Annotated in this window: 1 protein-coding gene; it reads left to right on the forward strand. The window is 67.1% G+C overall.

The window, feature by feature from the left end:
- Positions 1-126: 126 nt before the first annotated feature.
- On the forward strand, positions 127-13,905 hold a 13,779-nt coding region (locus ACTJKT_RS28580), incomplete at its 3' end, for a non-ribosomal peptide synthase/polyketide synthase (protein WP_440789710.1).

A 13,905-nucleotide genomic window follows, 5' to 3' on the forward strand; every position in this document is an offset into this window, starting at 1 on the left:
CGGGGAATTTAACGGCGGGCCGCGGTCTGGCGCGCTGCCGCGGGGGTTAATTTTTCCCCCGGCCCATCCGTTCCGTAGGGATAGCCGAGCCAATGCTCGATACCCAACATGTACGGATGAAGCCTGATGAATGCTGAAAAGTCCCTGAAACTCGCCAGTCGATTTATCGAGCTGCCGCTGGAAAAGCGGCGGTTGTTCCTCGATGGTCTGCGGGCGGAAAACATCGACTTTTCGTTGTTTCCGATTCCGGCCGGGATCGCCGCCGAGGATCGCCAGGCGCTGTCCTATGCCCAGCGCCGCATGTGGTTCCTCTGGCAGATGGACCCCCATAGCGGCGCCTATAACCTGCCGGGCGCGGTGCGCCTGCGTGGCGCCCTGAGCCTGGCGGCCCTGGAGCAGGCGTTCGCCAGCCTGGTGGCGCGCCACGAAACCCTGCGCACGGTGTTCAAACGCCATGCCGACGAGCGCCTGGAGCAAGTGGCGGTCGAGACCGCGGTGCCCGTGGAATCGGTGGACCTGAGTGTCCTGGCGCCCGACGCGCGCGAGCGGGCGGTCGCGGACGAGGCGCAGCGCCAGTCGCTGCTGCCCTTCGACCTGGGCAGCGGGCCGCTGCTGCGGGTCAAGCTGCTGAAGCTGGCGGCCGAGGAACATGTGCTGCTGTTGACCTTGCACCACATCGTTTCCGACGGCTGGTCGATGAATGTGCTGATCGACGAGTTCATCCGTTTCTACGACGCCCATGAGCGGCAGGAAGCGCCGCAATTGCCGGCCTTGCCAATCCAGTACAGCGACTACGCCCTGTGGCAGCGCCGCTGGCTGGAAGCCGGGGAGCAGGCGCGGCAGCTGGAGTACTGGCAGGCGCAATTGGGCGACGAGCACCCGGTGCTGGAATTGCCCACCGACCATCCGCGCCCGGCGCTGCCCAGCTATCGCGGCACCCGCTATGACTTCGCCATCGAGCCGGCCCTGGCCGAGCAACTGCGCGCCACCGCCAGGCAGCACAACGTGACCCTGTTCATGCTGCTGCTCGGGGCCTTCAACGTGCTGCTGCACCGCTATACCGGGCAGGGCGACATCCGCGTCGGCGTGCCGATCGCCAACCGCAACCGCGCGGAAGTCGAAGGGCTGATCGGCTTCTTCGTCAACACCCAGGTGCTGCGTACCCAGCTGGACGGGCAGACACCGGTCAGCGAGTTGCTGCAACAGGTCAAGGAAGCGGCCCTCGGCGCCCAGGCCCATCAGGACCTGCCGTTCGAGCAACTGGTGGAGGCGCTCAAACTGGAGCGCAGCCTGAGCCATACCCCACTGTTCCAGGTGATGTACAACCACCAGCCGCAAGTCGCCGACATCAGCGCGGTCAGTACCGCCTCGGGCCTGGAACTGGGCCTGGTGGAGTGGCAGAGCCGCACCACCCAGTTCGACCTCACCCTGGACACCTTCGAGAAGTCCGGCAAGCTGCAGGCCGCGCTGACCTACGCCAACGACCTGTTCGACGCCGCCACCATCGAGCGTATGGCGCAGCACTGGACCCGCCTGTTGCAGGCGATGGTCGCCGATACCGCGCAACGGGTCGGCGAGCTGCCGATGCTGGCCGCCGCCGAACAACAGCAACTGCTGCTGGAATGGAACCAGACCGAGGTTCGTTACCCGGTCGAGCACTGCCTTCACCAGTTGATCGAAGCGCAGGTGCAACGCACGCCGCAGGCACCGGCCCTGGTGTTCGCCGAGCGCGAACTGAGCTACGCCCAGCTCGACGCCCGCGCCAACCAACTGGCGCACCTGCTGCGCGAGCAGGGCGTGGGCCCGGATGTGCTGGTGGGTATCTGTGTCGAGCGTTCGATCGACATGGTGGTCGGCCTGCTGGCGATCCTCAAGGCCGGCGGCGCCTATGTGCCGCTGGACCCGGAATACCCGCTGGACCGCCTGGCCTACATGATCGAAGACAGCGGCATCGCCCTGTTGCTCACGCAAAGCGCGTTGCTGCCGGTGCTGCCGACCGAGGCGGTCAAGGTCATGATCCTCGATCAGGACCAGGACTGGCTGGACGGCTACAGCGAAGCGCCGCTGGCTCCGATCACCGGGCCGTTGAACCTGGCCTACGTGATCTACACCTCGGGCTCCACCGGCAAGCCCAAAGGCGCCGGCAACAGCCACGCCGCGCTGGTCAACCGCCTGTGCTGGATGCAGGACGCCTATGGGCTTAACGGCAGCGACTCGGTGCTGCAAAAGACCCCGTTCAGCTTCGACGTGTCGGTCTGGGAGTTCTTCTGGCCGCTGCTGACCGGCGCGCGCCTGGTGGTGGCCGCGCCGGGCGCCCATCGCGAGCCGGCGCTGCTGATCGAAACCATCGTCAAGCACGGCATCAGCACCCTGCACTTTGTGCCGTCGATGCTCCAGGCATTCATCCACGAGCCGGGCGTGCAGGCCTGCGCCAGCCTCAAGCGCATTGTCTGCAGCGGCGAAGCCTTGCCCCTGGACGCCCAGCAGCAGGTGTTCGCCAAGCTGCCTGCTGCCTGCCTGTACAACCTCTATGGCCCGACCGAAGCGGCCATCGACGTGACCCACTGGACCTGTGTCGACGAGGGCGCCCAGAGCGTGCCCATCGGCCGTCCGATCGCCAACCTGCGCACCTATGTGCTGGACGCCGAGCTGTCGCCGGTGCCGGCCGGTGTCGCCGGCGAGCTGTACCTCGGTGGCGCCGGCCTGGCCCGCAGTTACCATCGCCGGCCGGGGCTGACGGCCGAGCGTTTCGTCACCAGCCCGTTCGAGGCCGGCACGCGCCTGTATCGCACCGGCGACCGGGTGCGCCAGCGCGCCGACGGGGTCATCGAATACCTCGGCCGCCTCGATCACCAGGTCAAGTTGCGTGGGCTGCGCATCGAACTGGGCGAAATCGAGACCCGGCTGATGCAGCACCCGCTGGTGCGCGAAGCCGTGGTGCTGGTGCAGGGCGGCAAGCAGTTGGTGGGCTATCTGGTGCTGGAAGATGCCGCGCCGGCCGCCACCTGGCAGCAGGAGCTCAAGGCCTGGCTGCTGGGCAGCCTGCCGGAATACATGGTGCCGGCGTACCTGATGCCCTTGGCGAAACTGCCGGTCACCGCCAACGGCAAGCTCGATCGCAAGGCGCTGCCGCTGCCCGAAGCTGCATCGCAGCAAGCCTTCATCGCTCCCGAAGATGCGACGCAGAAAGCCCTGGCGGCGATCTGGTGCGACGTCCTGGGCCTGGAGCAGGTCGGCCTGGAAGACAACTTCTTCGAACTGGGCGGCGATTCGATCATCTCGATCCAGGTGGTCAGCCGCGCCCGCCAGGCCGGCATCCGCCTCAGCCCGCGGGACCTGTTCCAGTACCAGACGGTGCGCAGCCTGGCGCTGGCGGCGGTGTTCGAGAGCCAGAGCGTGATCGACCAGGGCCCGGCCAGCGGCGAGCTGGCGTTGACCCCGGTGCAGCACTGGTTCATGGAGCAACCGGTGCCCCAGCGGCATCACTGGAACCAGTCGCTGTTGCTGCAGGCCCGCCAGCCGCTGGATGGCGAACGCCTGGCCGAGGCGCTGACGCGTCTGGCGACCCATCACGACGCCTTGCGCCTGCGGGTGCGGCAGACAGGGAACGGCTGGCAACAGGCTTATGCCGAGGCGGTGGACGATCTGCTGTGGCAGCGCGAAGCGGCCAATGCGGAGCAACTGAGCGAGCTCTGCGAAGCCGCGCAACGCAGCCTGGACCTGGAACAGGGCCCGCTGCTGCGCGGCTTGCTGGTCAACCTGGCCGACGGCAGCCAGCGCCTGTTGCTGGTGATCCATCACTGGGCGGTGGATGGCGTGTCCTGGCGCGTGCTGCTGGAAGACCTGCAGCAGCTGTACACCCAGCCCGAGCAGGCGCTGGCCCCGCGCACCAGTTCCTACCAGGCCTGGTCCGCGCACCTGCATGACGCCGCTGCCGAGCGCGGCGCCGAACTGGATTACTGGCAGGCGCAGATCCCGACCCAGGTCGCCGAGCTGCCCGCCGACCGCCCAGGCGCTGCCCTGGAAAACCGTCACGAGCAGAAAATCACCCTGACCCTGGATGCCGAGCGCACCGGGCAGTTGCTGCAACAGGCTCCAGCCGCCTACCGCACCCAGATCAACGACCTGCTGCTCACCGCGCTGGCCCGTACCCTGGGGCGCTGGACCGGCGCCGAAGGCACGCTGGTGCAACTGGAAGGCCACGGCCGCGAAACCCTGGGCAGCGACCTCGACCTGAGCCGCAGCGTCGGCTGGTTCACCAGCCTGTTTCCGGTTTACCTGCGCCCGGCTACAGAACCCGGCGCGGCGATCAAGGCGATCAAGGAACAACTGCGCGCGGTGCCGGACAAGGGCCTGGGCTTCGGCCTGCTGCGTTACCTTGGTGCTGACGCCAGTCGTGAGGCCATGGCGCAACTGGCGCAGCCGCGCGTCACCTTCAACTACCTGGGGCAGTTCGACCGTCAGTTCGATGCCGAGGCCTTGCTGGTGCCGGCGACCGAGAAGGCCGGGCAGACCCAGGACCCCCTGGCGCCACTGGCCAACTGGCTGGTGATCGAAGGGCAGGTCTACGGCGGCCAATTGAGCCTGAGCTGGGGCTTCAGCCGCGAGATGTTCGAGACGGCGACCATCCAGCGCCTGGTGGACGACTACCGCCAGGAACTGCTGGCGCTGATCGAGCACTGCCTCGACCCGCGCCATGGCGGCCTGACCCCGGCCGATGTCAGCCTGGCGCGCCTGACCCAGCAGCAGCTGGACGATCTGGCGCTGCCGTCCCGCGAGGTGCAGGACCTGTACCCGCTGTCGCCGATGCAGCAGGGCATGCTGTTCCACAGCCTGTACCAACAGGATCAGGGCGACGTTTACGTCAGCCAGTTGCGCGCCGATGTCCAGGGCCTGGACGTAGCGCAGTTCCAGCGCGCCTGGGAACAGGTGCTGGCGCGGCATGACATGCTGCGCACCGGCTTTGTCTGGCAGGACGACCAGGGCCAGGCCCTGCAGGTGGTCCACCGCCAGGTGACGCTGCCTTTCATCGAGTACGACTGGCGTGAACGCCAGGACCTGGAGGCGGCCCTCGATGCCCTGGCGGTCGAGCAGCATCGGCAGGGCTTCGAGCTGGCGCGCCCGCCGTTGCTGCGGGTGGTGCTGGTGCGCACCGCCGAGGACCGCTGGCACCTGCTGTACACCAGCCATCACATCCTGATGGATGGCTGGAGCAACGCCCTGGTGCTCAACGAGGTGCTGCAAGCCTGCAAGGGCCAGGCATTGCCGCCGGTGGGGGCGGGCTTTTCCCAGCATATCGCCTGGCTGCAACGGCAGGACCCAGCCGTGGGCGAGGCCTTCTGGCGCGGGCGCCTGGCGCAGCTGGACGAGCCGTCGCACCTGGCCCGCAGCGTGGCCAAGGGGCCCGCGCAGCCGGCGCTGGGTGAGCACGGCGAGTGGCTCTGCGAACTGGATGAAGCCCAGACCGCTCGCCTCAACGCCTTTGCCCGTGCCCATCAAGTGACGCTCAACAGCCTGGTGCAATCGGCGTGGCTCCTGCTGCTGCAACGCTACACCGGCCAGGCCAGCGTGGCCTGCGGGGTCACGGTGTCCGGGCGTCCGGCGGAACTGGCGGACGTCGAGCAACAGGTCGGCCTGTTCATCAACACCTTGCCGCTGATCGTCAGTGCCCCGCCGTCCCAGAGCGTCAGTGCCTGGGTGCGGACGGTGCAGGCCCTGAACCTGGAAATGCGCGAACACGAACACACGCCGCTGTTCGATATCCAGCGCTGGGCGGGCTCCGCCGGCGAGGCGCTGTTCGACACCCTGGTGGTGTTCGAGAACTTCCCGGTGGCCAAGAGCCTGGAACAGGCCAGCGAAGCCGGCCTGCGCTTCAGCGGGGTCAGCAGCCAGGAACGCACCAACTACCCGCTGACCCTCACCGTGCACGGCGGGCAGCGCCTGAGCCTGAACCTGGAATACCTGCGGGCGGACTTCGACGAAGCCGCGGTGCAGCGGCTGGCGGCTTATCTGCTGGCGCTGCTGCAGCGTTTCGTCGAAGCGCCGGAGCAGGCCCTGGGCGCATTGCCGCTGCTGCTGGAACACGAACAGCAGCGCATGCTCGCAGACTGGAACCCGGCCCATGCCTCGCAGACGGCCCAGGCCAGCGTCTTGCAGCGCTTCGAGCAGCAGGCCGCGGCCCAGCCGGAGAACATTGCCCTGATCCTCGATCAGCGGCGCATGAGCTACGCCGAACTCAACCTGCGGGCCAACCGCCTGGCCCATCGCCTGATCGAGCTGGGCGTCGGCCCGGACACCCTGGTGGGGGTGGCGGTGGACCGCTCGCTGGAAATGATCGTCGGCCTGCTGGCGGTGCTCAAGGCCGGCGGCGCCTATGTGCCGCTGGACCCGCAATACCCCCGCGAGCGCCTGCAATGCATGATCGAAGACAGCGGCCTGCGACTGCTGCTGACCCAACAGGCGCTGCTGGAGCAGCTGCCGATCAGCCAGGACCTGAGCCTGGTGTGCCTGGAGCAGGATCCGCACTGGCTGGCCGACTACAGCGGGCAGAACCCGGCGCCCCGCGCACAGCCGGGCAACCTGGCCTATGTGATGTTCACCTCCGGTTCCACCGGCCGTCCAAAGGGCGTCGGCATCGACCAGGCTTCCCTGGCGCGGCATGTCGAGGTGGTGATCGAGCTGTTCGAACTCAAGGCCCATGACCGGGCGTTGCAGTTCGGCACCTTCAACTTCGACGGTTTTGTCGAACAGCTGTACCCGGCCCTGTGCTGTGGCGCCGGGGTGGTGGTGCGCGGCGGCGAGCTGTGGGACAGCGACACCTTCTACCAGCAACTGATCGAGCACCAGATCTCGGTGCTCGACCTGACCACCGCCTACTGGTACCTGCTGGTGCGCGACTTCGCCGACCGTGGCCCGCGGGACTACGGGCGCCTGCGCCAGGTGCACATCGGTGGCGAAGCCATGCCGCCGGAAGGCCTCAACGCCTGGCGCGACGCCGGCCTGGGCCATGTGCGCCTGCTCAATACCTATGGCCCCACCGAGACCACCGTCACCGCCACCGCGCTGGACTGCGCCGGTTACGTCGACGGCAGCGAGCCGTTGCCGCCGGTGATGCCGATCGGCCGGGTATTGGACGGGCGCGCCATCTACCTGCTGGATGCCAACCTCAATCCGGTGCCGGTGGGCGTAGCCGGCGAACTGGTGATCGGCGGGCCGCTGCTGGCCCGGGGGTACTTCAACCGTCCCGACCTCACCGCGCACCGTTTCATTCCCGACCCCTTTGCCGCCGACGGCGCCGGGCGCCTGTACCGCACCGGCGACCTGGCGCGTTATCGCGCCGACGGGGTGATCGAGTACATCGGGCGGATCGACCATCAGGTCAAGGTCCGTGGCTTCCGCATCGAGCTGGGGGAAATCGAAGCGCGCCTGCTGGCCCAGGCCAGCGTCCGCGAAGCCCTGGTGATCGCCGCCGACAACCAGCTGGTGAGCTATGTGGTGGCCAGCCAGCCGCTGCCGGAGGCGGAGCAGGGCGGGCTGCGCGAGCAGCTCAAGGCGACCCTGCGCGAGGAGTTGCCGGACTACATGGTGCCGGCGCATATCCTGTTCCTCGACCATCTGCCCCTGAGCCCCAACGGCAAGCTGGACCGCTCGGCGCTGCCCAAGCCCGATGCCAGCCAGTCCCTGGCCGACTGGGTCGCCCCGGTTAGCGAGCGGGAGCAGCAGGTCGCGGCCATCTGGTCCGAGGTGCTGGGGGCCGAGCGGGTCGGCCTCAACGATCAGTTCTTCGAGATGGGCGGCCACTCGCTGCTGGCCACGCAGATGGTTTCCCGGGTGCGCCATGGGCTGGGCATCGAGGTGGCACTCAAGACCCTGTTCGAGCAGCCGGTACTGGCTGATTTCGTCCGTGCCCTGGGCTCCGTCGGGGCCTCGGCGCCGGCGATTTCGCCGGTGGATCGCCAACAGCCGCTGGCACTGTCCTATGCCCAGGAACGGCAATGGTTCCTCTGGCAGCTGGACCCGCAGAGCGCGGCCTACCATGTGCCCAGCGCCTTGCGCTTGAAGGGCCGCCTGGACCAGGACGCCTTGCAGCGCAGTTTCGACAGCCTGGTGGCGCGTCACGAAAGCCTGCGCACCCGCCTGTTGCAGGACGGCGAGCGCACGGTGCAGGTGATCGACGCCGAAGGGGCCGTCGCGATCCGCCGGGTCGATGCCGACGAAGCCCGGTTGGAAAGCCTGGTGGACGAGGAAATCGCCCGGCCGTTCGACCTGGAGCAGGGCCCGCTGCTGCGGGTCACCCTGCTGCGCTTGAGCGAGGAGGAGCACGTGCTGGTGCTGGTCCAGCACCATATCGTCTCCGATGGCTGGTCGATGCAGATCATGGTCGGTGAGCTGGTGCAGTTGTACGCCGCTTACAGTGAGGGCCGGGACCTGCAATTGCCGGCGCTGCCGATCCAGTACGCCGACTACGCGCTGTGGCAGCGCAACTGGATGGAAGCGGGGGAGAAGGCGCGCCAGCTGGATTACTGGCAAACCTTGTTGGGTGGCGAGCAGCCGGTGCTGGAATTGCCCCTGGACCGTCCACGCCCGGCGCTGCAGAGCCATCGTGGCGCGCGCCTGGATCTGGCGCTGGAGCCGGAACTGGTACAGCAGCTCAAGGCTCTGGCCCAGCGCGAAGGCGTGACGATGTTCATGCTGTTGCTGGCTGCGTTCCAGACCCTGCTGTACCGCTACAGCGGCCAGGCGGATATTCGTATCGGCGTGCCGATCGCCAACCGCAACCGGGTGGAGACCGAACATCTGCTCGGCTTCTTCGTCAACACCCAGGTGCTCAAGGCCGATATCGACGCGCAGATGACCTTTGCCGGGCTGTTGCGGCAGGTCAAGCAACGCGCGCTGGAGGCCCAGGCCCACCAGGATCTGCCGTTCGAGCAACTGGTAGAGGCGCTGCAACCCGAGCGCAGCCTGAGCCACAACCCGCTGTTCCAGGTGATGTTCAACCATCAGAGCGACGCGCGTAACGCCCGGCAACTGCCTGGCCTGCTGATGGAAGGCCTGCAATGGAACAGCCACACCGCGCAGTTCGACCTCAACCTGGACACCGAGGAGACCGCCGAAGGGCTCTGGGCCTCGCTGACCTATGCCAGCGACCTGTTCGAGGCGGCCACCGCGAAACGCCTGATGCAGCACTGGCAGAACCTGCTGCAGGCCGTGACCACCCAGGCCTCGGCGCGCCTGGATGATTTACCGCTGCTCAGCGAACCGCAGTGGCAGCAGATCGTGCATCACTGGAACGCCACGGCGACCGCTTATCCACAGGACCAGGGCGTGCATCAGCTGTTCGAAGCCCAGGTGCTGGCGCAGCCGCAGGCCATTGCCCTGCACTGCAACGGCGAGGCGCTGACCTATGCCGAGCTGAACCGCCGCGCCAACCGCCTGGCCCATCGCCTGATGGACGCCGGGGTCGGTCCGGACGTGCTGGTGGCGGTGGCGCTGGAGCGCTCGGTGGAGATGGTGGTCGGCCTGCTGGCCACCCTCAAGGCCGGCGGCGCCTATGTGCCGCTCGATCCGCAATACCCGGCCGAGCGCCTGGCCTTCATGCTCGAAGACAGCCGCGCCCAGGTGCTGCTGACCCAGCAGCCTTTGCTTGAACGCCTGCAACTGCCGAGCGGCCCACGGGTGCTGCTGGTGGACGGGCCGCTTGCCGACGCCGGGTTCAGCGACGAGAACCCGAACCTGGTGCTGTCGCCGGAGCATCTGGCGTATGTGATCTACACCTCGGGCTCCACCGGCAAACCCAAGGGCGTGATGATCCGGCATCAGGCGCTGAGCAGTTTCACCAGCGGCATGGCCGACACCCTGAGTATCGGCCGTGACGAGCGGATGCTGTCGCTGACCACCTTCTCCTTCGACATCTTCGCCCTGGAGCTTTATGTACCGCTGAGCGTGGGCGCGACCCTGGTGCTGGGTGACAAGGAACTGGCGCTGGACCCGGAAGCGATCCTCGACCTGCTGCAGGCCCAGGCGGCCAGCGTGGTCCAGGCCACGCCATCGACCTGGCGCATGCTGCTCGACAGCGAGCGTCGTTCCCTGCTGCGCGGCATCAAGTGCCTGTGCGGCGGCGAGGCGCTGCCGAGCGACCTGGCCCAGCGCATGCTCGACCTGCAAGGCACGGTGTGGAACCTCTATGGCCCGACCGAGACCACCATCTGGTCGGCCGCCTATCGTCTGTTCGACGCCCAGCCCTTTGTCGGCCGGCCGATCGCCAATACCTCGCTGTTTATCCTCAATGCCGACCTGGCGCCGTGCCCGGTGGGTGCCGCTGGCGAGCTGCTGATCGGCGGTGTCGGCCTGGCCCGCGGTTACCACGGCCGGGCAGCGCTGACCGCCGAGCGCTTTGTGCCCGATCCGTTCGGCGCGGCGGGTGAACGTGTATACCGCACCGGCGACCTGGCGCGTTATCGCGCCGACGGCGTGGTCGAGTACATCGGCCGGGTCGACCACCAGGTGAAGGTGCGCGGTTTCCGTATCGAGCTGGGTGAAATCGAAAGCTGCCTGCGTGACCAGGCCGAGATCCGCGAAGCGGCGGTGCTGGCCGAGAACGATCGACTGATCGCCTATCTGGTGACTCATGGCGTGACCGCGCAAGCGGACCAGGCGGCGCTGCGCGAGCGGTTCAAGGCTGCCCTGCGCGAATCGTTGCCGGACTACATGGTGCCGGCCTATTTGCTGTTCCTCGAGCGCATGCCGCTGACGCCGAACGGCAAGCTGGACCGCAAGGCCCTGCCAAAACCGGACGCCAGCCTGCTGCAGAAGCGCCATGTACCGGCGGTCAGCGAGAAAGAACAACAGGTGGCGGCGATCTGGGCCGATGTCCTGGGCGCACAGCAGGTCGGCCTGGAAGACCATTTCTTCGAGTTGGGCGGCCATTCGCTGCTGGCCACCCGGGTGGTGTCGCGGGTGCGCCAGGCGCTGGGCATCGAGGTCGCGCTGAAGACCCTGTTCGAACAGCCGCTGCTGGGGGATTTCGTCAACGCACTGGGCAGCGTGGCCAGCGAGGTTCCGGCGATCCTTGAAGTCAGTCGCGAGCAACCGCTGCCGCTGTCCTACGCCCAGGAACGCCAGTGGTTCCTCTGGCAGCTGGAGCCGCAGAGCGCGGCCTACCATATCCCCAGCGCCCTGCGCCTGAAGGGCCGCCTGGACCAGGCCGCGCTGCAGCGCAGCTTCGACACCCTGGTGGCGCGCCATGAAAGCCTGCGCACCCATCTGCAGCAGGATGGCCAGCGCACGGTGCAGGTGATTCGCGCCGAGGCGACTATCAACATCGCCCTGGCGACCACTGACGAGGCCAGCCTCAAGGCCTTGGTGGTGGAAGAGATTTCCCGGCCGTTCGATTTGCAGCAGGGGCCGCTGTTGCGGGTCAAGCTGCTACGCCTGGCCGAGGATGAGCATGTGCTGGTGCTGGTCCAGCACCACATCGTCTCCGATGGCTGGTCGATGCAAGTCATGGTGGAAGAGTTGGTGCGCCTGTACGACGCCTACAGCCAAGGCCAGGATCTGCAATTGCTGGCGCTGCCGATCCAGTACGCGGACTACGCCGTATGGCAACGCCAGTGGATGGAAGCCGGCGAGAAACAGCGCCAGCTGGACTACTGGATGAAACAGCTGGGCGGCGAACAGCCGGTGCTGGAATTGCCGTTCGATTACCCGCGTCCGGCGATCCAGAGCCACCGTGGCGCGCGCCTGGACCTGCGGCTGGAGGCGCAGCTGCTGGCGGACCTGCAGATCCTGGCCCAGGGCGAGGGCGTGACCCTGTTCATGCTGTTGCTGGCTTCGTTCCAGGCCCTGCTGCATCGCTACAGCGGCCAGGAAGACATCCGCGTCGGCGTGCCGATCGCCAACCGCAACCGGGTGGAGACCGAGCAGCTGATCGGCTTCTTCGTCAACACCCAGGTGCTCAAGGCCGATGTCGACGGACAGATGACGGTTGCCCAGCTGTTGCAACAGGTCAAGCAGCGTGCGCTGCAAGCCCAGGCCCACCAGGACCTGCCGTTCGAGCAACTGGTGGAGGCGCTGCAACCCGAGCGCAGCCTGAGCCTCAGCCCGTTGTTCCAAGTGATGTTCAACCACCGCGTGACCTCGGCCGACAGCCAATTGCAGTCCATAGCGCAACTGGAAATCGAGGTGGTGACCTGGGACGAAGGCGTGGCCCAGTTCGACCTGGCCCTGGATATCGAGGAGTCGCCGGCCGAGTTGCGCGCATCCCTGAGTTATGCCACTGACCTGTTCGCGGCCGCGACCATCGAGCGCATGGCCCGGCATTGGCAGAACCTGTTGCAAGGCATGGTCGCCGACCGACAGCAGAGTGTTGCTCAAGTGGTGCTGCTCGACGATAGCGAACAGCAGCAGATCCTGAGCCTGTGGGATCGCACGGACTCCGGCTTCTCGGCCAAGCGCCTGGTGCATGAGCTGGTGTCTGATCGCGCCCGGGAAAACCCGGAAGCGGTGGCGGTGATCTTTGGCGAGCAGCAGCTGACTTACGGCGAGCTGGAGCGCAGCGCCAACCGCCTGGCCCGAGCCCTGATCGCCCGTGGCGTCGGCCCGGAGGTGCGGGTGGCGATTGCCATGCCGCGCAGCGCGGAAATCATGGTGGCCTTCCTCGCGGTACTCAAGGCCGGCGGCGTCTATGTGCCGCTGGATGTGGAATACCCGCGCGATCGCCTGCTGTACATGATGCAGGACAGCCGCGCCAAATTGCTGCTGACCCATACCGCGGTGCAGCAACAGCTGCCGATTCCGGACGGGCTGGACAGTCTGGCGGTGGACCGCACCCAGGACTGGGCAGGGGAGGACGACAGCGCACCGAACGTGGCCCTGGACGGCGACAACCTCGCCTACGTGATCTACACCTCCGGCTCCACCGGCATGCCGAAAGGCGTGGCGGTATCCCACGGTCCGCTGGTGGCGCACATCATCGCCACCGGCGAACGTTATGAAATGACTCCGGCGGATTGCGAGCTGCACTTCATGTCGTTTGCCTTCGATGGTTCCCACGAAGGCTGGATGCACCCACTGATCAACGGTGCCCGGGTACTGATCCGCGACGACAGCCTGTGGCTGCCGGAGCACACCTATGCGCAGATGCATCGCCATGGCGTCACCGTCGGTGTGTTCCCACCGGTGTACCTGCAACAACTGGCCGAGCATGCCGAACGTGACGGCAACCCACCGGCGGTACGGGTGTATTGTTTCGGTGGCGACGCCGTGGCGCAGTCCAGCTATGACCTGGCCTGGCGTGCCTTGCGTCCGACCTACCTGTTCAACGGTTACGGTCCGACCGAAACCGTGGTCACGCCACTGCTGTGGAAAGCCCGCAAAGGCGACCCATGTGGCGCGGCCTATGCACCGATTGGCGAACTGCTGGGCAACCGCAGCGGTTATGTGCTGGACGCCCAATTGAACCTGCAACCGATCGGTGTCGCCGGTGAGCTGTACCTCGGTGGTGAAGGCGTGGCCCGCGGTTACCTGGAGCGTCCGGCGCTGACTGCCGAGCGTTTTGTCCCGGACCCGTTCGGTGCTCCAGGCAGCCGTGTGTACCGCAGCGGCGACCTGACCCGTGGCCGTCCGGACGGTGTGGTGGATTACCTGGGTCGGGTCGACCATCAGGTGAAGATCCGCGGTTTCCGTATCGAACTGGGCGAGATCGAAGCGCGCCTGCGCGAGCAGGATGCGGTACGCGAAGCCGTGGTGGTGGCCCAGGATGGGCCGAGCGGCAAGCAGTTGGTGGGTTACATCGTTGCCCTGGACCCGACAGTGGCCGCGGATAGCGCCGCCCAGGCGACTTGCCGCGAAACCCTGCGCCGGGCGCTGAAGGCCCGCCTGCCGGACTATATGGTGCCGGCGCACCTG

It is taken from the genome of Pseudomonas sp. 22526 (genome assembly GCF_052044735.1).
Classification (GTDB): Bacteria; Pseudomonadota; Gammaproteobacteria; order Pseudomonadales; family Pseudomonadaceae; genus Aquipseudomonas; species Aquipseudomonas piscium.